At 36.8% G+C, this 22,536-nt stretch carries 30 protein-coding genes; 23 read left to right on the top strand and 7 right to left on the bottom strand.

Features of this window, described 5'->3' with window-relative positions; genetic code table 11:
• Nucleotides 1-114 precede the first annotated feature (114 nt).
• The 4 genes from AC07YC_RS01645 to AC07YC_RS01630 form a co-directional block, all read right to left on the bottom strand.
• A complete protein-coding gene (locus AC07YC_RS01645; RefSeq protein WP_494918213.1) occupies nucleotides 115-816 on the bottom strand; it encodes an ABC transporter permease in 702 nt (233 codons plus the stop codon).
• 18 nt (nucleotides 817-834) lie between these two features.
• Nucleotides 835-1,707, bottom strand: coding sequence for an ABC transporter ATP-binding protein (locus AC07YC_RS01640; protein WP_494918212.1), 873 nt, complete (start codon nucleotides 1,705-1,707; stop codon nucleotides 835-837).
• Nucleotides 1,708-1,868: 161 nt separating this feature from the next.
• Nucleotides 1,869-2,885, bottom strand: coding sequence for an ABC transporter permease (locus AC07YC_RS01635; RefSeq protein ID WP_494918211.1), 1,017 nt, complete (start codon nucleotides 2,883-2,885; stop codon nucleotides 1,869-1,871).
• A complete protein-coding gene (locus AC07YC_RS01630; RefSeq protein WP_494918210.1) occupies nucleotides 2,882-3,610 on the bottom strand; it encodes an ABC transporter ATP-binding protein in 729 nt (242 codons plus the stop codon). The genes AC07YC_RS01635 and AC07YC_RS01630 overlap by 4 nt, the downstream gene beginning before the upstream one ends.
• A 135-nt stretch (nucleotides 3,611-3,745) precedes the next feature.
• Between AC07YC_RS01630 and AC07YC_RS01625 the strand changes: the two genes are divergently transcribed.
• Entirely contained in the window at nucleotides 3,746-4,324 is a 579-nt protein-coding gene (locus tag AC07YC_RS01625; RefSeq protein ID WP_494918208.1) for a TetR/AcrR family transcriptional regulator, read from the top strand.
• Between the two features lie 164 nt (nucleotides 4,325-4,488).
• Here AC07YC_RS01625 and AC07YC_RS01620 read toward each other — a convergent pair whose 3' ends face one another.
• The 3 genes from AC07YC_RS01620 to AC07YC_RS01610 all read right to left on the bottom strand — a co-directional run bounded on the left by AC07YC_RS01620 (nucleotide 4,489) and on the right by AC07YC_RS01610 (nucleotide 6,638).
• Nucleotides 4,489-5,388, bottom strand: coding sequence for a hypothetical protein (locus AC07YC_RS01620; RefSeq protein ID WP_336634196.1), 900 nt, complete (start codon nucleotides 5,386-5,388; stop codon nucleotides 4,489-4,491).
• 297 nt (nucleotides 5,389-5,685) lie between these two features.
• Nucleotides 5,686-6,186 (bottom strand): ImmA/IrrE family metallo-endopeptidase, encoded by a 501-nt coding sequence (locus AC07YC_RS01615; RefSeq protein ID WP_494918207.1) that lies wholly within the window; start codon nucleotides 6,184-6,186, stop codon nucleotides 5,686-5,688.
• A 95-nt stretch (nucleotides 6,187-6,281) separates the two neighbouring features.
• Nucleotides 6,282-6,638 carry a helix-turn-helix domain-containing protein gene (locus AC07YC_RS01610; protein ID WP_008174533.1) on the bottom strand — a complete coding sequence of 119 codons (357 nt, stop codon included), beginning with the start codon at nucleotides 6,636-6,638 and terminating at the stop codon, nucleotides 6,282-6,284.
• Nucleotides 6,639-7,331: 693 nt separating this feature from the next.
• Here AC07YC_RS01610 and AC07YC_RS01605 point away from each other — a divergent pair.
• The 22 genes from AC07YC_RS01605 to AC07YC_RS01500 all read left to right on the top strand — a co-directional run bounded on the left by AC07YC_RS01605 (nucleotide 7,332) and on the right by AC07YC_RS01500 (nucleotide 22,523).
• Entirely contained in the window at nucleotides 7,332-7,751 is a 420-nt protein-coding gene (locus AC07YC_RS01605; RefSeq protein WP_336634194.1) for a hypothetical protein, read from the top strand.
• Nucleotides 7,752-8,533: 782 nt separating this feature from the next.
• Nucleotides 8,534-8,992 (top strand): phage tail terminator family protein, encoded by a 459-nt coding sequence (locus tag AC07YC_RS01600; protein WP_494918206.1) that lies wholly within the window; start codon nucleotides 8,534-8,536, stop codon nucleotides 8,990-8,992.
• Nucleotides 8,964-9,185, top strand: coding sequence for a hypothetical protein (locus tag AC07YC_RS01595; protein ID WP_150907965.1), 222 nt, complete (start codon nucleotides 8,964-8,966; stop codon nucleotides 9,183-9,185). Before AC07YC_RS01600 ends, AC07YC_RS01595 begins: the two co-directional genes overlap by 29 nt.
• A 1-nt stretch (nucleotide 9,186) precedes the next feature.
• Nucleotides 9,187-10,509 (top strand): phage tail sheath subtilisin-like domain-containing protein, encoded by a 1,323-nt coding sequence (locus AC07YC_RS01590; RefSeq protein ID WP_494918205.1) that lies wholly within the window; start codon nucleotides 9,187-9,189, stop codon nucleotides 10,507-10,509.
• A gap of 15 nt (nucleotides 10,510-10,524) precedes the next feature.
• The gene (locus AC07YC_RS01585; protein ID WP_426760464.1) at nucleotides 10,525-11,046 is read left to right on the top strand and encodes a phage tail tube protein; all 522 of its coding nucleotides are present in this window, start codon (nucleotides 10,525-10,527) and stop codon (nucleotides 11,044-11,046) included.
• 60 nt (nucleotides 11,047-11,106) lie between these two features.
• Nucleotides 11,107-11,541 (top strand): phage tail assembly chaperone, encoded by a 435-nt coding sequence (locus tag AC07YC_RS01580; RefSeq protein ID WP_150907962.1) that lies wholly within the window; start codon nucleotides 11,107-11,109, stop codon nucleotides 11,539-11,541.
• A 29-nt stretch (nucleotides 11,542-11,570) separates the two neighbouring features.
• Nucleotides 11,571-11,735, top strand: coding sequence for a hypothetical protein (locus tag AC07YC_RS01575; protein ID WP_008174525.1), 165 nt, complete (start codon nucleotides 11,571-11,573; stop codon nucleotides 11,733-11,735).
• A 262-nt stretch (nucleotides 11,736-11,997) separates the two neighbouring features.
• Complete coding sequence (locus AC07YC_RS01570) at nucleotides 11,998-13,923, top strand: tape measure protein (protein ID WP_494918204.1); 1,926 nt, start codon at nucleotides 11,998-12,000, stop codon at nucleotides 13,921-13,923.
• The gene (locus AC07YC_RS01565; RefSeq protein ID WP_494918203.1) at nucleotides 13,916-14,599 is read left to right on the top strand and encodes a LysM peptidoglycan-binding domain-containing protein; all 684 of its coding nucleotides are present in this window, start codon (nucleotides 13,916-13,918) and stop codon (nucleotides 14,597-14,599) included. Before AC07YC_RS01570 ends, AC07YC_RS01565 begins: the two co-directional genes overlap by 8 nt.
• Nucleotides 14,592-15,554: an XkdQ/YqbQ family protein gene (locus AC07YC_RS01560; RefSeq protein WP_494918202.1), complete on the top strand. Its 963-nt coding sequence runs from the start codon at nucleotides 14,592-14,594 to the stop codon at nucleotides 15,552-15,554. Before AC07YC_RS01565 ends, AC07YC_RS01560 begins: the two co-directional genes overlap by 8 nt.
• Before the next feature lies 1 nt (nucleotide 15,555).
• Nucleotides 15,556-15,870, top strand: a complete 315-nt coding sequence (locus AC07YC_RS01555) for a DUF2577 domain-containing protein (protein WP_107921728.1) — start codon at nucleotides 15,556-15,558, stop codon at nucleotides 15,868-15,870.
• Entirely contained in the window at nucleotides 15,870-16,274 is a 405-nt protein-coding gene (locus AC07YC_RS01550; RefSeq protein ID WP_008174518.1) for a DUF2634 domain-containing protein, read from the top strand. The genes AC07YC_RS01555 and AC07YC_RS01550 overlap by 1 nt, the downstream gene beginning before the upstream one ends.
• Complete coding sequence (locus tag AC07YC_RS01545; RefSeq protein WP_494918201.1) at nucleotides 16,274-17,359, top strand: baseplate J/gp47 family protein; 1,086 nt, start codon at nucleotides 16,274-16,276, stop codon at nucleotides 17,357-17,359. Before AC07YC_RS01550 ends, AC07YC_RS01545 begins: the two co-directional genes overlap by 1 nt.
• Entirely contained in the window at nucleotides 17,352-17,900 is a 549-nt protein-coding gene (locus AC07YC_RS01540) for a putative phage tail protein (protein ID WP_336634188.1), read from the top strand. Before AC07YC_RS01545 ends, AC07YC_RS01540 begins: the two co-directional genes overlap by 8 nt.
• Nucleotides 17,900-19,219 carry a hypothetical protein gene (locus AC07YC_RS01535; protein WP_494918200.1) on the top strand — a complete coding sequence of 440 codons (1,320 nt, stop codon included), beginning with the start codon at nucleotides 17,900-17,902 and terminating at the stop codon, nucleotides 19,217-19,219. Before AC07YC_RS01540 ends, AC07YC_RS01535 begins: the two co-directional genes overlap by 1 nt.
• A gap of 11 nt (nucleotides 19,220-19,230) precedes the next feature.
• Nucleotides 19,231-19,605, top strand: a complete 375-nt coding sequence (locus AC07YC_RS01530; RefSeq protein ID WP_494918198.1) for a hypothetical protein — start codon at nucleotides 19,231-19,233, stop codon at nucleotides 19,603-19,605.
• A 1-nt stretch (nucleotide 19,606) separates the two neighbouring features.
• The gene (locus tag AC07YC_RS01525) at nucleotides 19,607-19,759 is read left to right on the top strand and encodes a hypothetical protein (RefSeq protein ID WP_494918197.1); all 153 of its coding nucleotides are present in this window, start codon (nucleotides 19,607-19,609) and stop codon (nucleotides 19,757-19,759) included.
• A gap of 27 nt (nucleotides 19,760-19,786) precedes the next feature.
• The gene (locus tag AC07YC_RS01520; RefSeq protein WP_494918196.1) at nucleotides 19,787-20,131 is read left to right on the top strand and encodes a hemolysin XhlA family protein; all 345 of its coding nucleotides are present in this window, start codon (nucleotides 19,787-19,789) and stop codon (nucleotides 20,129-20,131) included.
• Nucleotides 20,132-20,143: 12 nt separating this feature from the next.
• Nucleotides 20,144-20,410, top strand: coding sequence for a phage holin family protein (locus tag AC07YC_RS01515; RefSeq protein ID WP_494918195.1), 267 nt, complete (start codon nucleotides 20,144-20,146; stop codon nucleotides 20,408-20,410).
• Entirely contained in the window at nucleotides 20,407-21,129 is a 723-nt protein-coding gene (locus AC07YC_RS01510; protein ID WP_494918194.1) for a peptidoglycan recognition protein family protein, read from the top strand. The genes AC07YC_RS01515 and AC07YC_RS01510 overlap by 4 nt, the downstream gene beginning before the upstream one ends.
• Nucleotides 21,130-21,363: 234 nt before the next feature.
• Nucleotides 21,364-21,936: a class I SAM-dependent methyltransferase gene (locus AC07YC_RS01505; RefSeq protein ID WP_494918193.1), complete on the top strand. Its 573-nt coding sequence runs from the start codon at nucleotides 21,364-21,366 to the stop codon at nucleotides 21,934-21,936.
• A complete protein-coding gene (locus AC07YC_RS01500) occupies nucleotides 21,936-22,523 on the top strand; it encodes a DedA family protein (RefSeq protein WP_494918192.1) in 588 nt (195 codons plus the stop codon). The genes AC07YC_RS01505 and AC07YC_RS01500 overlap by 1 nt, the downstream gene beginning before the upstream one ends.
• The last annotated feature ends 13 nt before the right edge of the window (nucleotides 22,524-22,536 follow it).

Below are 22,536 nucleotides of genomic sequence, written 5' to 3'. Positions count from 1 at the left end.
ACTGATGAACGCTTAAGTAATCCTTTATAATATTGGCAATATCATTTTCGTCCTCCACAATTAGAACGTTGATGTTCTTCATTAAAATAATCACTCCTTAATAAAATGTCTAAATCATGTTCTTCTCCGATTAACGAGGAAGAAAAATAAAGCAATGGTAAGGAATGCGTAAATGATTATCCAAGCAAATTGCCAGTAAAATACGTTAGGGACTACTTCTATTTGATCGCCAACGCTCATAATTTCTAGTGAAAAATGAACAGGCGGTAGTAGCCACAGGAGACCCGCTTGGATATTATTTTTCAAAGTAGCGATAACGACAGCAATAATTAGAATACTTATGACACCCCACCAAGTATTTTGCCTATTGTTCACAATCTCTCTTGTGAACAAGGCAGTGAGTGCAATAGCAAGAATCGATAAACTAAAATGAGATAAGAAACCCAATCCTATATGTAATGGTTTTGGCTTTTCGAAAAACGCATCAATGAGAATCGGATAGAAGACTGAAACACAACTTAAGCTAAAAGCAATTAAACCACAAATAATGAAAACGCCAATATTGTAGTGTGTTGGACTTTTGGCATGAAGAGTAGTAATCAACTTTTGCCCCTCCTCCTCTGCATGGAATAATGTAACAGTAAACCAGCCCATTAAAAAGAACAGAATAAGCGAAGTAAATGAATAGCTATCTAATATTGGATTAGGCACAAACGCATAGTTAACGACAAGACAGAGGATGAAAATTGTAAAAGGTGGAACGTATTGATAGGTTCTTAAATAATTAATAAATTGATAGCGCAATAAACTGCTCATCTTTTTCGATACCTCCTATTAAAAATGAGAAGAGAATTGTTCTTTTTTGTGATGGACATTAGCTAAATATTTAATAGAGGCATTTTTTTGTAGTAGTTTTAGCAAAATTTGATCTGAATCCTTTGCCTGCACTATCGATACGATTTCAAAATGTCCATTCGCTAAAGGTTGTTTTTGTTGAATTTCCATCAAAGGTACAAATTCATCGAGTAATGCTAGGCTTGCAATATCAAAGATTAGTCGATGGACAGGGCGGTTAATCAAATCCTTTGCTTGAATGAGTTGATTTTCTTGAATCAGTAAAATTGAATCGACAAGACTATCGAGTAATTTCGTTTCATGGCAAGTTAGGATAATGCTTAGTCCTTTATCTCTTACTGTGGCCAATATTTGTTCGAAATCATTTTGTGCTTTAGCATCAAGCCCTGATAATGGTTCGTCCATTATTAGTAAATCTGTTTCCTCTAGCATTGCCTGCATGATCATTACCTTTTGCCTCATTCCTTTAGAGAAGTGGACGATCCTTGTGTTTTGAGACTCTTTTAATTGAAACATCTCAAGCAATTCTTCTATTTTCTGCAAAAGACGCTTTTTAGGCATACCCCGAATCCGCCCCATATGATAAAGATATTCTAGCGGTGTAAATAAAATTTGGGAAGGGGTGACTTCTGGGACATAACCGACTTTTAGCGAAGTTTTATGCGCCACAATTTTACCGCTGTCTGGTTTAATGAACGCGGCAATAATTTTGAGTAAAGTGCTTTTTCCAGATCCATTTTTTCCGACAAGCGCAATAATTTCATTGGCTGCAATCGAAAACGATGCATGCTCTAAAACTGTTTTCCCATTAAATTGTTTACTAACGTTTTGTACTTCCAAAATAGTAGCCATCTTCACTCACCTTTATTCTTTAGATCAATCTCGACTATAAAATGATTATAAAGAAATTAGACCTTTCACTTCAATGAAATTGGATAAATTTCCTGTATTTAGATATTATCATGCCCACAATAAAAAGTTCTGCCGAATGGAGCAGAACTTTTAACGCTTAATTATAACGAGCGATACTTTTTTAAACTAATGATATTTAAAGTGATGAAAACAATGGCGAAACAAGCAAGTATGCTGAGATTCAGGATAATATCCGGGAAGGTATACCCTTTATACATAACGCCATTCAATGCGTCTGCTGCATAGTAAAGGGGCATGATGCGGCCAATATTTTGAAGCCATTCAGCCATATTATCAAGTGGGAAAATGCCCGAAAAGAATACTTGTGGAACAATAATTAAAGGTATAAATTGCATCATTTGAAATTCGGAAGCAGCAAAGCTTGATAATAGCGCACCCAATGATAAGGACACAAGAGCGACTACCATATTAATGAGTAAAACAAGCCAGATAGAGCCTACATGGACAATATCAAGTACATAAATACCAAACAACACGATAATAATCGTTTGTAGAAAGGCAAATAGACCATAGCCGACCATATAACCTGCTACAATTTCTGAACGCTTAATCGGTGTGGCGAGTAAACGTTCCAATGTTCCAGAGGTGCGTTCCTTTAACAGGGCAATGCCAGTAATTAAAAAGACAAAGAAAAAGACAAAGAAGCCAATGAGCATGGGACTAAAAATATCGAAAATGGCAGTATCTTCATCACCATACACATAGTCTGTTTTCAAGCTCCCCATTGCGGCTTGTGATGGCTGCAAAATTTGGGCAAGCTGCATGGTTAAAGCCTTTGACTGGGAAGGATCATCATTTAATAAAGTTAATTTACTACTATTTGGCTCTATTGCTAGCCAGCCGTCATACTCTTTATCCTGCAGTTGTTTTTTCGTAAAATGATTGTCTACAACAATCGAAAAATCCGCATTTTTAAGTTTCTCTATTAAGGGCGTGGGGGCATCGGAGACAACTAGAGTAATCGTCGCTTCGTTACTATTAAAAATAAAGTACATTAACGACAGTACGAGCAGGGGGGCAAAGAACAATAAGGCAAGTGTCCGTTTATCTCGTTTCATCTGTTGGATGATTCTTGTTACAATTGCACCCATTCTCATAATACGTCCCCTCCGGCCATTAAAAATACTTCATCAAAATCCTTTGCTTGGTAATGATCCTTTAATGCTTGGGGTGTACCCTGTGCAATAATTCGGCCATTTCTTAACATAGCTAATTGATCACATCTTTCTGCCTCATCCATTGCATGAGTCGTTACTAAAATCGTTTTCTGTTCTTGATCTTTTAAACGAATAAGCTCTTGCCAAATTTCTTTTTTGAGGACAGGGTCAATACCTACTGTCGGTTCATCTAAAATTAATATCTTAGGATCTTGAATAAGGGCAATCGCTAACGATAATCTTCTTTTCATTCCACCCGAATAATTCCCCACTTTACGTTGTAAATCATCGGTAAGACGGACAAGATTGGCAGCATAGGCAACACGCTCCACTCGTTCGGCTTTCGATAAGGGATAAAGCTTAGCGAAGAAATGTAAATTTTCCTCCCCCGTTAAATCTGTATAAAGAGCATCTGATTGTGCCATATAGCCGATATCTTTCAATAATTGTTGGTGGGGTACAACCAAATCTAATACTTCAACAGTGCCGTTATCAGGTTTCAGCATGCCCATTATCATTTTAATTAACGTTGTTTTACCACAGCCGGATGGACCAAGTAAGCCTATTAATTGCCCCTTTGGAATCGTTAAAGAAAGGGGGGCAATAACCTGCTTATGTTGGAAACTTTTTTCAAGGTTTTTTATTAGGATGGCATGGTTTTCCATACAAATTTCACTCCTTCACTGAACACAATGTTGATTTGATAAAAATTTTAAGGTAGCATGTGAGCAAATACAATAAACAGTTTGCCAGTATGTGTTAAGTATATGGAGGGAAGTGCATTGTCCGTACATGACAAGATGAATTTTGAAACAAAACAAGCGATTAAATCGGCATTGATCCAGCAAGTAGAGGAGGTGGGCTTTGAACGTGTGACAGTAAAAAAATTAGCACTAATAGCACAAATTAATCGAGGAACCTTTTACTTGCATTACTCAGATAAATATAAAGTAATGGAGGATTTGCAGCAGGAACTGTTGATGGAATTAGAACGCTATGTGAAGCATGTACAACCAGTAGATGCTTTTCAAACATTGAAAATGGGACAACTCTATCAGCCGTTCATCAAGGTTATCACCTGCATAAAAGAGCATGCACCCGCCTTTCGTATGTTATTAGGTGAACAGGGAAGTCCTAGCTTTACACAAAAGATGAAAACCATTTTTGGCAATCATATTTTGGACAGTTTATCGATAGTTCGCGAGGAAGTGAAGGACCCGGAATTCCAGCAATACTTACAAGCCTTTATAGCATCTGCCATTTTAGGAGTGATTCAAGAATGGTTGGAAAAGGGCAATGACAATTTAACGGTAGAAGAAATGGTCAAAATGCATTTTCGGTTAATGCGATTTTTAGGGAATGTAGTAGCTAGCAGTTAAACACAAAATTCTACATAGCGTAGAAAGGGCATGTAGATTTTTGCCCTGATAAAAACTGGAATAACGCTAAGTATGCGAAAAAGAGACCAATGGGAAAATGAAAAAGAACATGATTGGCATCATTCACATCGCCTACCTCATGTTCTAATTAAGCGTATTCAAATTTATTTTCCATAATAATCATTCAATGCAACTTCCAAGCGTTCTTCTAAGTGTGTAGAAATATAATTTAAAACGAATTGCTCTTTTTCCATTTCAATTTGAGAGGATCTGAACATCCTTTTGAAAAAACTAACTTGAGTATTCATTGAAAATTGCTGTAATGCTTCTGTACGTAAGGTAGAAACGATTTCATTTTCGATATGACGCTCTCTAATTTTCTGTACTATTTCCTTGACACCATTTTCTTGTAGCTCGGTAATCTGTTGTTGGAGATTTTCATTTTCCTGTTTTAATTCCGAGGTTTCTTTTTGAATTTCCTCAAACTGAAGGGCCGAATCGGAGGATAATCGTTGAATGTTCTCGGCAAGAAATTCCTGATTAATGTTAACTTGTAATGTTCCATGCTTCTCATCCGGCAAAATCTGAAAGAGCCCTGTTTGGATCATTTGCTGTAGGACATTCCCAAGAACATCAATTTTATTGGATAAATCTCCAGAATCCATAGTCGTTGCCGTAATTTGATGCCTCAACAGCTGACCATTATCATCAATACCAAGCAATAATTTTATACCCTTCACACGATATTCATCCTTTAATAATAAAATCATTCTTAGCCTCAATATAGCTGGTAAGTCTAAACGGATATTCCCATGCTCGTTCGGTGTAGCATTGTCGAAAATGTACTGCTCAAACGGCTTTAAATAGTAGCGAAGCATGGCATCTGTAATATCGAACCAGCCAGCGATTTCTGCTATCGTATAGTGATTAGTTTCATCGATGTCCGCTAAATAATCATCATTGTAGAGGCTCTCCTCTAAAGGCGTATGCTGTAGCGCAACAAACAATGGGTCATCTTGCACAATTCCAAGTACCATCTCTTTTGCATCATTTACTTTAAGCATCCTTTCACACCCCACTTTATTTTTCCCATAACAAAATGTTCCCTATATAGGTTTCTATTCGATTGGTAGCAATTGTATGCCTAATTTGTGTAGGAAATAATCATTAGAACAATGTACCTTTTAACCTTTTATGACTCTTTCGAAAAAAAATAATTTGTCCTAAGAGGAGGTGTGTGGAGTTAAAGTGGGAGGGGATTTATTGGATGGTACAGCCGATTTATAGCCTACCTATCCAATAAATCCATATGGCTTCCAGAACTTCGCTAAACATAATGATTAGTGATCATATCTATTAATTCAGTACATTTTTTCTGCTTTTGCATCTAATTCATGCATAAATTTATTGTTTTTATACTGTTCTAATCTTTTATAAGCAAAATCCCATTCAACATTGAATAGTTCTTGAATTAATTGAATGGCTTTATCCTCAGTCCCTGGCAAGGTTATGTTGTTTAGCATAAACGTTGGTACACATGCTTGTACCATAAAATTATTGGCCTTCCACTCTTGATACTCAATCCATGAGTAGGGCATTTTTTCCTGGCTACCACTATGTAATAAAACATGACAGAGCTCATGACAAAAATCCTGCCATAGCTGTTTAGGTGATAGCTCTTGATTTAAAAAAATATAAGCTCTTCCGCTTAAAAACAAAACTTGACTGGGATTATCCCAGAAATAAATTAATATGCCTAACTTGCCAGCGATTTCATTGACATCTAGCTGATGTGGTAATAAAATTCCTATTTTTGTATAAAGGCTTTCAATATAATCTTCAGTGTATGTAGTATTTGACATAAAATCATCCCCAAACTCCATGTAATGAAACGTATGTTCTTATTTAGTTTACAATAAAACCCCACTTCTAGGAAGAAGGGCTAAAAATATACATATTATTTCTTTTCATGTTTGATAATTTCCCAAATGTCACGTAAACGACGTACCGTTTCTTCATCTGATTTAGGAAGCTCTTTATAAAAGACTTGTAATTCTGGATCGTTCGCAAATGCTTGGAAAGCAGCCTCTTCTTTATCTAACGGCTGTTTTTCATCTGTTTCACATAATATATACGCTACACTTACATCGTATTTTTCAGCTAACTTTTGAACACTTCCTATGGAAATTTCATTGCGGCCTTGTTCATAATAGCCGTACGCACTTTCTGAAATATTTAAAAATTTGGCAACATCTGCTTGTGTTAATTTTGCTTCTTTTCTTAAGTCTTTAAGCCTTTGCGATACATTGGACATGATTACACCTCGCTTAAATATGTATGGTTATTATACAACAATTTGTTGGGTTAGTAGTTAATTAAAATCAAAAAACAACAAAATGTCTAGTTTTTATTTGACTAACAACAATTTGTTGGGTATTATAAAGACAACAAAATGTTGGGGGTATAATTTTGAAAACAACAAATCATCGGTTAATACTTAATAATGCTAGAAAACTGAATAACTGCTCACAAAAACAGTAGTAGAAAAACTTGAGGAATCAATTGGTATCATGATTAGTAAGGGCTAGTATGGAATGATTGAATAAGGAGTACGCACATCATCTTTAGCAATTGCTTACTATTTGAAATGAGATTGATCAAAATTTTTTATGTAATAAAACAACAAAATGTTGTGTATATAAGGATCTGAATGGAAAACCATTTATAAATTTATTTCCAACTTTTAACTATCTAACAACATCGCTCCAATTGTTGAAATGACTATTTCTAATTGAGGGTACGAAGACAGACTTACTATTCTAATAAGCAAACTGGAAAACTGATTTAATAACGAGTGGTGGGCACTTAAAGACCAAGGAAGAAAAAGATAAAAATAAGCGGCAACAACTTTTATTTAGCACAATATAATTGCTTGCTTCCGTTGTAATAGTCAGTGGTGGAATGATAGGGCAGAGAGAATTGTAAGGACACTTAGGAGGGCAAAACTTTGATAATAGAGAAAATAAAACTAAATCGTTACCAACTGGACAAGGCCATTAAAAAATACAATGACAATATGAGCAAATACTTGAGAATGAAGAATGAATTAGATTCATTAACAGCTACAGCATCTACAGCAAAGTATGGCTTTGAGGCAGCAATGCCAAAAGCTATTGGAAGAACAAGTGACCCAGTTCATGCACATGTTCAAATGAGAGCTTTACGTGAAGAGCGTATGAACAAGATTAAAGATGAGCTACTATTAGTTCAAAATTTAGCTGGCAAAGTAACTGGCGACCTCGAACAGGAAGTACTTTTCTGGTTACTAGAAGGTATGTCATTCCGCGGGATTGGTGCAAATCTAAATATGAGTCATACTAGTGTACAACGTGTACGTGAAAGAATTTTAGATATGATGCTGAGGTAACCTTTGGGTTACTTCTTTTTTTGTGTGAATCTTTAAATAGTTGGAGAGCTTTTCTGGGGTTAACAGAGTTGAAGAGCTGTTATTTTGTTTCCATCAGGAGGATCATTTAGTATCAGCTGTTTAATACTAGTATTCACTGGAGAGTACAGTGCAATATAAAAACCAATAGAATGACCTAGAAGTTCATAATTAAATAAATGTAGAAGAATTGGTTTATAGGGTATTACATTTTACTTGCCATATGTTCCAAGTGTGACAGATGTTCCAAACGTTCCAAACATATCATTTTAAGTAATTGATAGTGTAAACTTGGAAGTAGGACGACGAGGTAAAAATAATAAATGAACAGGAAACGAGACCGTCGACCGATCAATATGCCTCATCAATCTGTTTGAGGCATAAAAATACCAATCCTTATTTTTCAAGAGATTAGATATCTTATCTCGATGGAAAAAAAAGGGGAAATGGGGTGGTTTCAGTTGAAAGATTTGTAGTAGCTAAATAGGCAAGGGTAGTGGCTACAGAAATCTCTTCAATATAAGAAGCACTTATTCCAAGCAATCAATTACAAAGGAGGCTATGAGAAATGGCTAACATTCAAGTAAAATGACGCTTTCCTATACGGTATAGGGAAGGCGTTTTTTAATTGGAGAAGAATAAGCGATTGACGGTTAAGGTTTGAACGATTTGATGAGTCGACTATCGAAATCTGAAAGTGAGTGATTCGTATGTATATAATGCCATATCCATATGTTTATTAAATTAGTTGAAGGAGGCTTTTCGTGGAAATCTATGATATTCAAAAAGCGTTATCTATTAAGCTCCATGAAGCTTTCGGAGCGGAATATAAAGAATATATTGATGATTTGCCGCAGGAGTTTAATACGCCTGCTTTTTTAATTCAATTTTTAAGCCTAGAGCATATCCGACAAATAGGTGGTCGATGGAAAATAACAGCACGTTTTAATGTGAAGTATTTCCCGAAAAATGGCCTATCTGAGGTGTCCAATATGACTTTGAAGGTTCAACAAGCAATAAAAGAAATAACGCTATTAAATGGTTTACTACTGCTTGGTACCGGAGCAACTAGTGAAGTAATTGAAGGTATTGGCAATAATTTTATTCAATATAATTTCTTTTTACAAGAAATTGAAGAGAAAGCTTTTATGGGGTCAATAGATCATTATATAAACAAAGAAGAGGTGGTTTCGATTGGCGAAAGCAATTCAGAAGAAGGTTGAGTCGACGGAAAGTAAAAATACAGAAAGGGTGATTATTTCAAAAATGCCCAAATTTACAAAAGGTCAACTTGCGAAAAGTCAAAAATATAAATATCGACGTGATGCACTCAATGCATTGTTAGAGTTAGGAAAAACCTATTCGTTCGCTCAAGTGGATGAAATACTGAAAAAATTCGATAAGGGAGGTAATTAATATGACGTTAGGTGGAGGAGTATTTTTATCACAAAACAAAGTATTACCAGGGAAATATCATAATTTTATTAGCGCTACTCGAGCGTTTGTAAATCTAAGCAATCGCGGTTACGTTGGTTTGCCAATTGCACTTGACTGGGGCGTAGATGGTGAGGTATTTGCTGTAACGGAAGAGGATTTACGAAAGGATTCTCGCAAAATCTTTGGTTATGAGTATATGGACTCAAAATTGAAAGGTATCCGTGATGTTTTTAAAAATGCGATTACGGTTTATTTTTACAAACTTGCTTTGGAGGCGGAGGCAGCAACAAATGAATTTGCAACCGCTAAATACAAAGGTGCTCGAGGGAATGATATTACGATTGTTATTCAGGCAAATGTTGATGAGCCATCGAAATTCGATGTTAAAACATTGCTAGCTAATGTGTTAGTAGACGAGCAAATTGCGGTAGCTGCTGCTACAGACCTAATCGCCAATGATTTTGTCGTATTTAAAGCGAATGCGACATTAGCAGTTACAGCTGGTACAGCATTAGCTGGAGGTTCCAATGGCTTAGCCATTACAGGTGGAGCACATCAAGAGGCACTAGATGCTTTAGAAGCATATGGTATTAATACACTAGGATGCTTATCTTCCGAAAGCTCAATTAAATCGTTGTATGTTGAGTATACAAAGCGTATTCGAGACCAAATCGGTGGTAAATTCCAACTTGTAGGTCATAAACTTGGCCTCACTGACCATGAAGGTATTATCGATGTACAAAATGATGCTAAAGGAACGAATGAAGAAGTGTTCGCTGCTGTATATTGGGCAACTGGAGCACAGGCTGGAGTTGCTGTAAATAAGTCGAATACTAATAAAACATACAGTGGTGAATTTACTCTTGATATGTCTGAAACAAAGACACAATCACAGCTCACAACTTTATTGAATGCTGGTAAATATGTTTTCCATCGCGTAGGTGAAGAAATTCGCGTACTTGAAGATGTGAATACATTTACATCATTCACAGCGGATAAAAATGACGATTTCAGTATGAATCAAGTCATTCGTGTACTAGATCAGCTTGCGATTGATACAGCTCAATTATTTAACACTCGTTATTTAGGTCAGGTGCCAAATGATCATGATGGTCGTATTTCTTTATGGAATGACATTGGTAGTCATCGAAAGGAAATGCAGCGTATTAGAGCTATCCAAAATTACAACAAGGATGAACTAACGGTGGTGCAAGGTAATTCAAAGAAAGCTGTTGTAGTAAATGAAGTCGTGATTCCTACGGTTGCAATGTCACAACTTTACATCACAACAACAGTAGCTTAAGGGGAGGACAAACAGATGAAATCAAAATCAAACAAAACATTAATTCCATTGAATCTACAGTATTTTGCAGATGCTACAATGCATGCTCGTAATGCCATTCATGGTGCACAAGGTCGAGCATACGTGACGGTGGAAGGAAGTCGTTATTTATTTGCTCAATTAATTAATTTAGAAGCCCGTATGGATAAAACTAAAACGCAAGTTCCTATTATGGGGCGTGTAGCTAAGGGTAATAAGGCTACTGGAGCAGAATATACAGGCAGCGCTACTTTCCACTTTAATACGTCAATATTCCGTAAGTTATTAAAGCGATACAAAGACACTGGGCAGGATATTTATTTTGATATCCAAGTGACTAATGAAGATGGCTCAGCGTCAGTAGGTCGCCAAACAACTATTTTAGTTGATTGTAATATGGATGGAGGTATCATCGCTGCATTAGATGCAGATGCGGAGTACTTAGAAGATTCCATTGATTTCACTTTCGAGGATTGGGATATGCCAGAAGAATTTACAACTTTACAAGAAATGTTATAGGATGAGAGCTCATTATGTGAGCTCTTTTAAATATAAATAAAAAGGATATGGTGATTAATTATGTCAAACTTAACCGCATTTTTTGCACACAATAAAAAACAAAATGAAAATATTAAGCATGCTATTTCAAAGAAATTTGTGGATGAACAAGGTCATCCAATTGAATGGGAGTTCGCGCCAATTTCGCCAGAACGGGACGAGGAATTAAAATCTGAATCTACTAAGCGCTCTATGATCATGCAAGGAAAGAGAAAGGGGCAGTATAATACTGATTTTGATCATTTTAAATACCAACGTTTATTAACTGTTGAATCTATTGCATATCCTAATTTAAATGATAAGGAACTACAGGATTCTTATAACGTAATGGGGGCAGATGCTTTACTTGGAAAGATGCTGACAATCGGTGAAATTGCAGATGCCTCAGCGGTAGCACAGGAAGTCAATGGCTATCAAGCGGAGTTAGAGGATATGGTTGAAGAAATAAAAAACTAATAGACGACGGTGATGGTGAAGCTAATATAATGCACTGGTGGGTGCATAAAATGCGTCGCCTTCCGTCTGAATATGTGTCTCTATCCTTGGCAGATAAAGCTTGTATTATAGCGTCTCTACGGATCAAAATCGAAGAAGATAAGAAGCAAGAACGCGAGGCAAAACGAGGGTCTAAAAAAGGTCGAAAGCGTTAGAAAGTAGCTAATTAGCCTAAATGGCTATTCTAAATACGTATCTTTAAATAAATGATCTTGTAAAAAGAGACATTTATTTATTTAATTTTTGTCAATTTTGGAGTCTTGCAAATTCGATTATGCTGGATACTATATAGTTGGAAATATTATAAAACGTATAGCTTTACTTGTGAATAGGGAGAGTTAAAGTTCAAACTATTAAACATAGCCAAAAAAGTATCCTTTGAGAAGGATGCTTTTTTTTATAAAGAGGTGAGAGTTCATGGCTACAATCCGTACGGCAATACAAGTTGAAGATCGCTTAAGTAAACCAATTAAAGCCATGCATAATATGGTTTCCAGGATGGTCAATCAGTTGGAAGCTATGCATGCAGCCTCTGGTCAAATGATGGATATCTCTAGTGTTCAACTAGCTCAAAGAGAATTAGCTAAAACTGCTGAGCAATTTAACAAAGTTGAAAATGAAATTCGTAAGGCTGATCATACTCTACAAAATTTTAGCAACAACATTAGGGATGGAACTATTGCAGTTAGTGGGTTATTAAATAAAGTTAAGGAGTTAGTAGGTAAATATTTTGATTTTCAAGTAGTTGGGCGAGTACTCTTGTCCAACGAGACTAATACCACATCTAGGTTAATCAATAATGATTTACAAACAACCGAGCAACCATTTACACAAGCAATGGGAAGTGGAAGCCTTCAAGGCGAAGGTTTAAACGCCGTATTACAGACTACGTCAAGTGGTGCCCAAAATACTACGAATTACCTTAGTGTATTAATTGATAAAATCAGAGAAATAGGAAGTAGTGGTAAGATTTCTGCAGATAGTATAAGGAATGCTGTGCTTGGGATGGCTATTGATGGTATCTTAGTGAAATTAAGTGAAATTGCAAAAAGCGATCCATTTAAGGACCTCATGCAAAATGTGACCATTGCTATGGAGAAATTATCTTCAGTTGTGTCGAGTACATTGAATTTTCTTATACCTGATGGAAGTTTAAAGGATAGTTGGTCATTTATAGTTCCTATAATAAGTACTGTTGCAGCAGCAATGTTAGTATATGAGTCTGCTTTACTACTAGTAAAAGCAGCTGAAATAGCCAGTATAATTTGGACTGGTCTAAGAACGCTTGCGATTGGATTATTAACGGCGACTACATGGACGAGTGTCTCTGCAACATCAGCGGCAACAGCTGCAGCATGGGGCTTAAATGCAGCGATAGCAGCCAATCCAATATTTATTTTAGTAATAGCCATTGTTATTCTTATTGGTCTTTTCTATTTAGCGGTAGCTGCTTTCAATTATTTTGCTGGGACCTCGGTTAGTGCTACAGGAATAATAGCTGGGGCATTCATGGTGTTAGGATCATTGATTTATAATAGAGTAGCCTATATGTGGAATTTGTGGGCCTCTTTTGTGGAATTTTTTGTAAATGTATCGAAAAATATGACGTATTCCGTAAATAAATTATTTTATAATCTAGCAACTAATATGTTAGATTTAATTATTTCAATGGTAAGTGGATGGGATGGATTTGCTACAAGCTTTGTTAATGCTATTGTTGACGCAGTTAACTTGGCGATACAAGCTTGGAATTGGTTTGTGAATCTATTACCAGAGAATATTTCATCTTCTGTAGGTTTAAAAATGGGTACAGAGTATAGTCACCGAGAGTCCATTACAAGTGATCTAAAAGGTCTTAGAGGAGTTTTGGATAACTGGATTGGCGAAGCTCCTGATGATTATTGGGAAGCACCAAAAATGGAATTTAAGGACCTTGGTAAGTCTTGGGATAAAGGCTACGATTGGGGGGCCAACCTATTCAAATCGGGTGAAGAGAAAAGCAATAATATTAAAGATGACAAGATAAAAAATGACATTGATAATGCGTTAGCTTTAGGTGACAAACTCGATAAAGGGAATGAGTTAGGTAAGAAAACAGCGGACAATACTGAGAGGGCAACGGAAGGTATTAAAATAATGAATGAGGATTTAAAGTATCTCCGTGATATAGCTGAACGTGAAGCAATCAATCGTTATACGACGGCAGAAATCAAAGTAGATATGAAAAATGAAAACCGAATTAGCAGTGAATTAGATATTGATGGCATTATTGATAGATTTGGTCAACGTGTTGAAGAAGTTTCAGGAATGCTAGCAGAAGGGGGTTCAATCGAAGATGTATAATTTTTTTCTAGATGACTTACAGTTTCCTATCGCACCTTCCGAACTCACTCTGAAGATTAATGGCAGAAACGAAACTGTAGTGTTAATGAATGAGGGAGAGGTAAATGTAATAAAAAAAACAGGACTAACGAATATAGAGTTTGAGGTATTACTGCCCAACGTTAACTACCCATTTGCTGTTTATCCGAATGGTTTTCAACCAGCTGCCTTTTACCTTAGGAAACTTAAAAAATTAAAAATCTCTGACAAACCTTTTCGATTTCTCGTAAATCGTATGATGCCTGCAGGTAATTTATTATTTGACACAATCATGACTGTATCCATTGAGGATTATGAGATTAAGGAATCAGCCGATAATGGCTTTGATGTAATTGTACGAATCCAGTTAAAGCAATACAGGGAGTATGGCAATAAAAAAATCAACTTGAAACCAGCTACAAAAGCTAATAATGCAGGAAATACAGCAAAGATCGCATCGAAAGCTGTAGTAGAGCAGAAGCGGCCAACTACAGGAAAAGAAACCCCGAAAACGCATACTGTTAAAGCAGGAGAAACATTATGGGCCATTGCTAAGAAGTACTTAGGTGATGGCTCTAAATACACCGAGTTAGCAAAAATTAATAATATTAGTAATCCAAACGTTATTAAGCCTGGGCAGGTGATAAAACTTGGCTAAATCAAAACTATTTATCAAGAGTAAGGGGCAACTATATGAATGTGCCGTAGAGGAAGGTATAGTGTGGGAAACCCATCGAAAAGGCACTCCAGGAAAATTGACATTCAATGTAATAAAGGATGGTATGCTCAGCTTTCATGAGGGTGATGAAGTCATATTTGAATATGATGGACACAAGATTTTCAAAGGTTTTGTTTTTACTAAGAAACGTTCGAATAACAGGATCATTACTGTTACTTGTTACGATCAGCTGCGCTACTTTAAAAATAAAGAAACCTATAGGTATGAGAATAGAACAGCTACTCAAGTACTTCAATTAATTGCAAAGAACTTTAAGTTAAAGACTGGTACTATAGACAATACAAAGTATGTACTACCTTGTATGGTTGAAGATAATCAAGAATTGTTCACGGTGATGGCTAATGCCTTGGCTGAAACGACTCTCAATACTCAAAGGCTATTTGTGCTCTATGATGACTTTGGAGCTTTGAATTTACGTGAAGCTAAGACACTTCAAACAGATTTACTGATAGATGAAGAATCAGGTGAGTCGTTTGAATACACTTCATCCATTGATGAAAATACGTACAACAAAATCAAGTTAGTACGTGAAAATAAAGAAACAGGTGAACGTGCTACTTTCATGGCCGAAAGTGAAAGCAGAATGACTGAATGGGGTGTACTTCAGTTAACAGATAAGTTCGATGAAGGAGTAAACGGCAAAGCTAAAGCAGAAAGCATGCTTAATTTTTATAATCGTAAATCGAGAAAGCTACACATAAATAAAGTATTTGGTAACCCAATTGTACGTGGTGGTAGTCAGGTAGCGGTACTGTTGGATGTTGGTGACTTATCAGTGGCTAATTTCATGATGGTTGAAAGTGTGAGGCATACCTTCAAAGAATCTAATTATAGTATGGATTTATCGCTGATTGGCGGTGATTTCATTGCGTAGTATGGAAGATATATTAAAAGAAATTCAAAAACTTGTGTTGGGAGTTCTGAATGCCCAAAAGCTCGCTACGGTTATTTATGGCAATGTATTAAGTGTAAATCCGCTAGAAGTACAAATTGATCAGAAACTGATTTTAAAAGGAGAACAATTGAAGCTCACCCGTGCTGTAATGGATTATGAAGTAGAGATGGGTGTGGATGGTGGAGCAGAGCAGATATACAAAGTCTATAATGGCTTAATTACGGGTGACAAGGTGACGATGATCCGCGTGCATGGTGGTCAACATTATTTAATCATAGACAAAGAGGTGATTTGATGATTCCACAGGTCATAAATGATGGACTGACATTCGATTTTGAGGAAGAAATTGAACCTTCTAAGACATTTAAAATAAATAAGGAATTAGATCGCTGTTATGGCACCATTGATGAACTAGAGGCCATGAAACAGGCGATTTTTTTTATGCTTAATATCGAGCGATACAATCATTTAATTTATAGTTGGAACACAGGTTTTGAAACCAATGATTTGATCGGCCAGCCAACAGTATATGTCGCCAGCGAAGTAAAACAACGCATCCAAGACGCTTTATTACAGGATGATCGCATTACGGAAGTCGATTCTTTTGAAGTAACAATCACTAAAAATAAAGTGCATGTTCAATACGTAGCCCACACCATTTTTGGTGAAATCACTGCAGAGAAAGAGGTGGATTATTAATGGTAGCACTTTTCGATTTAAAAACCTCCTATGAGGATCTATTAGTTCAAAAACTTTCTAATGTACCCACACAGGATAAACGGGAGACATCTTTGATTTATCAGGCAACAGCTGCTAATACTGCCGAGACAGCTCAAATTCTTTTTACATTGCTGAACTATGAAAATCAAATGTTCGCAGATACGGCATCACGACAAAATTTAATAAGACGAGCAGCTGAACGGGGGCTTAGTCCAACGCCTGCAACGAAAGCTATACGCAAGGGAGTATTCAATATCGATGTTCCCTTAGGTGCACGTTTTTCGCAGGAAGAATGTACTTACGTAGTCCTTGAAAAAATTGAAAAAGGTATTTTTAAGCTGGAGTGTGAAACCGTAGGTGAGATTGGAAATTTCGAGACAGGACAACTAATACCAATTGATTACATGGCAGGTCTTGAGATAGCACAGTTAACGGATTTGTTGATTCCAGGAGAGAACGAAGAAGATACAGAAGCTTTTAGATCGCGTTATTTCAATAGCTTTGAAAGTATTTCGTTTGGAGGGAATCGCGCCGATTACAAAGAGCGAGTTGGACATATACCTGGGGTTGGAGGTGCGCGTATCTACCGAGCAAAATATGGAGGTGGCACTGTTGGCGTTACGATTATTGATTCCACTTTCGCTAAACCATCCAATGAATTAGTTGGGTTAGTACAACAGTTGATGGATCCATTAGATGCGCAAGGTGACGGAGTTGGACTTGCTCCTATTGATCACAACGTTACTATCACCGCTGTCAATGAAACGATAGTGAATATCATTACAACAATTACCCTACAATCTGGTTGGTTTTTTGAAGATATAGAGAATGCCATCCAAGAGGTAATTGATGGATACTTTAAGGAGCTCGCGGAACTTTGGGCATCAGCAGTTACAAAACAAGAAGATGAAACAGGGTTGATTATTCGGATAAGTCAAATTGAAACACGTATTCTTGGTATTAATGGAGTCATCGATATAGCTAACACAATATTAAATGGCAAGGCAAGCAACCTTGAACTTGATAAAGAAGCGATACCAAAGAGGGGGACTATAAGTGGCTAGAAAAGCAGATATTTTAAGCTATCTCCCTCCTATCCTTCACGAAATTAAGGAACTTCAAAAGATCGCATCACTTGAAAATCCATCGATAGAGAGAGTATGGGAACTAACCGAATCGTTGTTTAATAATCAATTTATCCTAACCCTAGATGAACGTGGTGCCGATCGTTACGAGAAAATGCTTGGTTTAATGACTAATGAATCTGAAACACTTGAAACACGTCGTTTCCGCATTTTATCAAGATATCAAGAACAAGCACCCTATAGTTTTCCCGTTCTGAAACAGCTACTTGATAGCCTACTAGGGGAGGGAAAATATGAGCTTACTCGCAGCACATCTGAAAAGTGGGTACGAGTAAAGTTAGAGCTAACCGTGTCTAGAGAATTTGAAATTGTCGAGGTATTACTAGAGCGAGTAACACCACAAAACATGTTGGTATATGTGGAAATCAGATACATCCAACATAGTGCACTGGCCCACTTTACACACGCTCAATTGGCCGCCTATACACATAAACAACTGAGAGAGGAAGTGTTATCGTAATGTCCACTGACACTGCTAATTATGGTTTTAAAAAGGATAATGAAGATGAATTTTATAATGTAAATGTGGTTAACGCCAATCTTGATAAGATTGATACGGAAATGAAACGTATTGAGGATACCATTCCGCCTATTAGCCCGACTGATTCAGTCAAATGGCTGGGAGCTGTCGCAGGTACAGCAAATGCTTTAACTGCTATTCATGCAGCTATTACAAGTTACAGTGACGGCCTAGGAGTATCCTTTGCGGCTAATGCTAACAGTACGGCAGCCACAACATTAAAAATTAATGGATTAGGTGCTATCCCTATAAAAAAAGCGAATGGCACAGCGTTTAGTAATGCAAAGGTTAACGGTGTGTATACTGTTCGCTATCGTGCAGGGGCTTTTATCTTACAGGGTGAAGGGGGTGAGTACGGAAACGCTACGGAGATTGACGTCGCAAAGGGTAAGACTTTCGGTACAGACGAAGGGTTAAAAACAGGTACAGCAACTATCAGTAAGTTACCGTCATTTATGCCTAATAAACAGAAGGTTTATACATCGGGTGAATTAAGATCGTGGAACTGGTTAAGCTCACCCGTTTATGCCCGTGATGGACTCTTTGCTATTTCGGCGACTAACACACCCGATAGCGTATATGCTGTCAAGGTTTATAGGCTAAATACTGGCGGGTACACAGTAGTCCTAGATTCTAACGTATACCCATTCTTAAACGCTACGGTGTTCCGCGATAGCTGGCACTACGATAATGCCGCATGGACGTTGTATAGTGGCACACTGTCAACAGGCATTAGTATGTGGAACATCACATCAACAGCTATGACTCACGCGGGTAATGTAACCGCGGCAAAGGCTTGCGGTAGTTCGGTTTCGGGTATTATGTATGACGGCTTCTTATATACAATAGAGCGCCAAGCTGGAATCACATACCTGCATAAAATGAACGCACCTCTCGCGGGGAACCCAGGCGGTCTTGTGCAATCATACAGCGTGCCCTTAGATGCGTATACTAGCACTATTAACGTATCTTATACATGGCGTGTGCAATTAATAGATGGCTATGTAGTATTCACGCGGACAGACTACGGAGAAGTTCGAATATATGATCTGAAACTCACGCTAGTTAAAACGATTACTGCTAACTACGGCGTAGGTCAAGACGCCCTATTAGTAGATGCTAATATCTATGGGTTAATGTCGTCTTCTATCGTATACGACCGAAACACGGGCGCACTAGGACTCAAAAATACAGGGTTACAGCCTTATTACGCCAATGTCCACACATACCCGTACAACTGGATAAAGGAAAACAACTAGGAGGAAAACACATGGACACTATTTATTTAAAAATCACGGATAACCTAGAGGAAGTCGTAGGAAATGCCACTGCATATATTTATGGCGGTGTCGACATGAATAAATCTGTCGGTAGTTTTATCGACGATAAAAAAAACCCTAAGGTCGGTTATGTGATCTATAGTGGCACACGCGAGTCCCTTATGGGCACAGATACAAGCGAGATAACAAGGGAAGAATATCAAGCAACATATGATGCTTATAGCGTTGTCATTGGTGAGGAACAGAGCAACGGCGGACATCTACAAGAACGTATTATAGAGCTTGAGCGTCAAAATGCAGAATTGAGAGTATCACAAGCAGATCAAGATGAATTAATCATGACAGCGTTACTAGGAGGAAACTGATATGTCGAGTGCTGTATATAATCTTTTCTTACGTAATTGGTGTAATTGCAGAGCAACAGAGGAACAAATTGATTTAGCTGTTACAAAAGAGTTATTAACCGAAGAAGAGGCTATCCAAATTAAAGCCACTGAACAAAATAACGAATACAAGTAAACGCAGCATAAGCTAGCGTTATTTTTTATGTGTTATTTAAGCTATGAAAGCAATCGGGATGAACTACTGAATCTTGATGCTTTTCATAGCTTTTTATTTGAATCTAAAGAGAAAAGGATTGATGTCATGGGAGATGAATTAATCAGAAATATTTATGAACGTCTTGGTGGTATCGAGGCAAAAATTGATGATATTAGAGATATTCGTCAAACGGCGGATAACGCTAAGGATATCGCAGAGGAAGCATTAGCGAGTACTAAAAATGCTCACCACCGATTAAACAAAATTGATAAAATCGTTTGGTGGGTATCTACAACTATTATAGGCGCTGTAATTTTAGGATTGTTAACACTTGTTATTAAAACCTACTAGGGGGATCATACTATGGAATTTTTATATGATTATATTATTGAACAGGCGCTAATTGTGGTGCCTGTTTTATTGGTTATAGGACAGGCTTTAAAGAATACACCTAAAATGCAAGATTGGTTGATTCCCTATATTTTACTGGTATTTGGGGTTGCGTTTACAATCGGCGTTATGGGTATCACTATGCAAAGTATTGTACAAGGGGTTCTTGTAAGTGGAGCTGCTGTTTTTAGCAATCAATTATATAAACAATACTCACATAAAGGGGGTAATGGAAAATGAGTTATGTCATTGAAAAACGCTTCATGACAGGACTACCAAACTATGCTTTAACTGCGGTCAAGTACGTCATTGCCCATGAATCGGGCAATGCAAATAATTGTGGCCCGAATGCTTTAGAAAATGAAATAACCTATATGAATCGTAATAAAGCAAATGCCTTCACTTCCCATTGGGTAGGCAGTGGAGGACGTATTGTACAAATTGCCCCCGTTAATCGCGTGCAATATGGTTGTGGTCCTAAAGGGAATCCATTTAGCTATGCCCAAGTAGAGCTAGCTCGAACCAATAATAAGGAACAGTTTGAAAAAGATTATGCGGCATATGTTTGGCTATTAAGGGAGCTTGCAAAAGATGCTGGAATCCCTATTTTACTTGATGGTAGTGGCAATGGTATTAAGTCACACCGCTGGATCACAGATCATTTAAAAGGTACGACGCATAGAGATCCATTCTCATATTTGATGAGCATGGGGATATCAGAGGGGCAATTTAAAAAGGATATTTTGAATGGTATGGATATACCACAACAAATGGAAAAGGATGATGATTGTATGAAATTTACAAATGAGACAACAAAAGCTGCAGTACGTGATTTAATTAAACAAACAGTAGACAAGAAATTAATAGACAAATCATGGCTAGATAAATTCGATGCGGGTATATTGACAGGCGGAGATTTTGAAGGATTAAAAATCATCATTACACAACGGAGTATGTAACTAGGCTCAGGCTTTCAATTGATTTTGAGCCTGAGCCTTTTTCTTTTTATATAAATATGATTATTTATTTGTACCTCAAGTACCCCCCATGTGCTCCATACCTCGCAGCAGCATCAAATACAACTTAATATGTAAACTCTTAAGGAAATTTTAAGAATTCTCCTCGCAATTCTTTAAGAAATGCTCATTATAGTTAGAACCATCAACGATTAAAGCAAAGCGGGGAGAGTATATATGAATTTCATCACGTTCCTTACTGAATTTATAAAACATCCAAGAACAATTGGTGCCATTTCACCTAGCTCCAAAAAATTAGCTTATAAAATGATACAACCTATATGCTTTGAAAATGCACAATGTATTGTTGAATTGGGACCAGGGACGGGATCTTTTACAAGGGAGCTTGTGAAAAGAAAAAATCCAGAAACATTGCTTGTTCTCATTGAACATAATACAGCTTTTTGTGAAAAACTACGGCAAAAATTTGCAAATGAAACGAATGTTGTGGTCATTCATGGTTCGGCAGAAAATTTGATGAAGTATATGGCCGAGTTCCAAGTTGAAAAAATTGATTATGTCATTTCAGGACTCCCCTTTACTTCCTTGGAGGCTGAGGTATCCTGCAGTATTTTAAAAAATGTGCAGGGTTGTTTGCACAATGGAAAATTTATTACGTTCCAATATTCACTTGTGAAAAAATCATTTTTTCAAAAATATTTCGGTGATATCTCCCATGAAAAGGTTTGGATTAATATGCCACCAGCCTATGTATTTAGCTGTAAATTAGGGAATATGAGGATCGTTTAATGGAGCTACAGGATCTTTTATTAGTTATTGAACGATATGGGTATTTTTCGTTGTTTTTTAGTTTATGGCTAGGCATCATCGGCATGCCTCTACCAGATGAAATGATTGTGATGAGTGGTGGTTTTTTATCAACCTTAGAGACGATGAGTATATGGAAATCTTTTTTGGTTACCTATTTAGGTGTCGTTTCGGGTCTATCTATTGGGTATGTCCTAGGTAGACTATTCGGTTATCAAGTACTCGATAAATTGCTTAAAAGGAAAAAGGCAAAATATTTATTGAAGTCCAAAGAACTGCTTGATAAATATGGCAGTTTTGCATTAGTCTTTAGTTACTTTATCCCGATTATTAGGCATATTCTTCCGTACTTGGTGGGGATGAATAATATGTCGTTTAAAACATATGCTTTGTTTTCTTACACAACAGGATTTGTATGGACATTGATTTATTTCACACTCGGTTTATTGTTTGGAAGTCACATAGAGTATATTTCTATACTGGCTACTAAATATGGAGTCTATTTGGGCATGATTATCTTCATTATCAGCTGTCTTTATTATTTTTATATACGAAAAATAAAAATATAGTTAAAATAAGGAA

The organism is Lysinibacillus sp. GW247-5R2A, from assembly GCF_059424475.1.
Note: the sequence above shows the minus strand (reverse complement) of the source record. Positions and strands in the feature narration are given on the sequence as shown.

What these genes read in the sequence shown, in the direction of transcription:
- AC07YC_RS01645 (WP_494918213.1), bottom strand. Translation starts at nt 816, where the DNA reads ATGAGCAGTTTATTGCGCTATCAATTTATTAATTATTTAAGAACCTAT.
- AC07YC_RS01640 (WP_494918212.1), bottom strand. Translation starts at nt 1,707, where the DNA reads ATGGCTACTATTTTGGAAGTACAAAACGTTAGTAAACAATTTAATGGG.
- AC07YC_RS01635 (WP_494918211.1), bottom strand. Translation starts at nt 2,885, where the DNA reads ATGAGAATGGGTGCAATTGTAACAAGAATCATCCAACAGATGAAACGA.
- AC07YC_RS01630 (WP_494918210.1), bottom strand. Translation starts at nt 3,610, where the DNA reads ATGGAAAACCATGCCATCCTAATAAAAAACCTTGAAAAAAGTTTCCAA.
- AC07YC_RS01625 (WP_494918208.1), top strand. Translation starts at nt 3,746, where the DNA reads ATGAATTTTGAAACAAAACAAGCGATTAAATCGGCATTGATCCAGCAA.
- AC07YC_RS01620 (WP_336634196.1), bottom strand. Translation starts at nt 5,388, where the DNA reads ATGCTTAAAGTAAATGATGCAAAAGAGATGGTACTTGGAATTGTGCAA.
- AC07YC_RS01615 (WP_494918207.1), bottom strand. Translation starts at nt 6,186, where the DNA reads ATGTCAAATACTACATACACTGAAGATTATATTGAAAGCCTTTATACA.
- AC07YC_RS01610 (WP_008174533.1), bottom strand. Translation starts at nt 6,638, where the DNA reads ATGTCCAATGTATCGCAAAGGCTTAAAGACTTAAGAAAAGAAGCAAAA.
- AC07YC_RS01590 (WP_494918205.1), top strand. Translation starts at nt 9,187, where the DNA reads ATGACGTTAGGTGGAGGAGTATTTTTATCACAAAACAAAGTATTACCA.
- AC07YC_RS01585 (WP_426760464.1), top strand. Translation starts at nt 10,525, where the DNA reads ATGAAATCAAAATCAAACAAAACATTAATTCCATTGAATCTACAGTAT.
- AC07YC_RS01580 (WP_150907962.1), top strand. Translation starts at nt 11,107, where the DNA reads ATGTCAAACTTAACCGCATTTTTTGCACACAATAAAAAACAAAATGAA.
- AC07YC_RS01575 (WP_008174525.1), top strand. Translation starts at nt 11,571, where the DNA reads ATGCACTGGTGGGTGCATAAAATGCGTCGCCTTCCGTCTGAATATGTG.
- AC07YC_RS01570 (WP_494918204.1), top strand. Translation starts at nt 11,998, where the DNA reads ATGGCTACAATCCGTACGGCAATACAAGTTGAAGATCGCTTAAGTAAA.
- AC07YC_RS01565 (WP_494918203.1), top strand. Translation starts at nt 13,916, where the DNA reads ATGTATAATTTTTTTCTAGATGACTTACAGTTTCCTATCGCACCTTCC.
- AC07YC_RS01555 (WP_107921728.1), top strand. Translation starts at nt 15,556, where the DNA reads ATGGAAGATATATTAAAAGAAATTCAAAAACTTGTGTTGGGAGTTCTG.
- AC07YC_RS01550 (WP_008174518.1), top strand. Translation starts at nt 15,870, where the DNA reads ATGATTCCACAGGTCATAAATGATGGACTGACATTCGATTTTGAGGAA.
- AC07YC_RS01545 (WP_494918201.1), top strand. Translation starts at nt 16,274, where the DNA reads ATGGTAGCACTTTTCGATTTAAAAACCTCCTATGAGGATCTATTAGTT.
- AC07YC_RS01535 (WP_494918200.1), top strand. Translation starts at nt 17,900, where the DNA reads ATGTCCACTGACACTGCTAATTATGGTTTTAAAAAGGATAATGAAGAT.
- AC07YC_RS01530 (WP_494918198.1), top strand. Translation starts at nt 19,231, where the DNA reads ATGGACACTATTTATTTAAAAATCACGGATAACCTAGAGGAAGTCGTA.
- AC07YC_RS01525 (WP_494918197.1), top strand. Translation starts at nt 19,607, where the DNA reads ATGTCGAGTGCTGTATATAATCTTTTCTTACGTAATTGGTGTAATTGC.
- AC07YC_RS01520 (WP_494918196.1), top strand. Translation starts at nt 19,787, where the DNA reads ATGTGTTATTTAAGCTATGAAAGCAATCGGGATGAACTACTGAATCTT.
- AC07YC_RS01515 (WP_494918195.1), top strand. Translation starts at nt 20,144, where the DNA reads ATGGAATTTTTATATGATTATATTATTGAACAGGCGCTAATTGTGGTG.
- AC07YC_RS01510 (WP_494918194.1), top strand. Translation starts at nt 20,407, where the DNA reads ATGAGTTATGTCATTGAAAAACGCTTCATGACAGGACTACCAAACTAT.
- AC07YC_RS01505 (WP_494918193.1), top strand. Translation starts at nt 21,364, where the DNA reads ATGAATTTCATCACGTTCCTTACTGAATTTATAAAACATCCAAGAACA.
- AC07YC_RS01500 (WP_494918192.1), top strand. Translation starts at nt 21,936, where the DNA reads ATGGAGCTACAGGATCTTTTATTAGTTATTGAACGATATGGGTATTTT.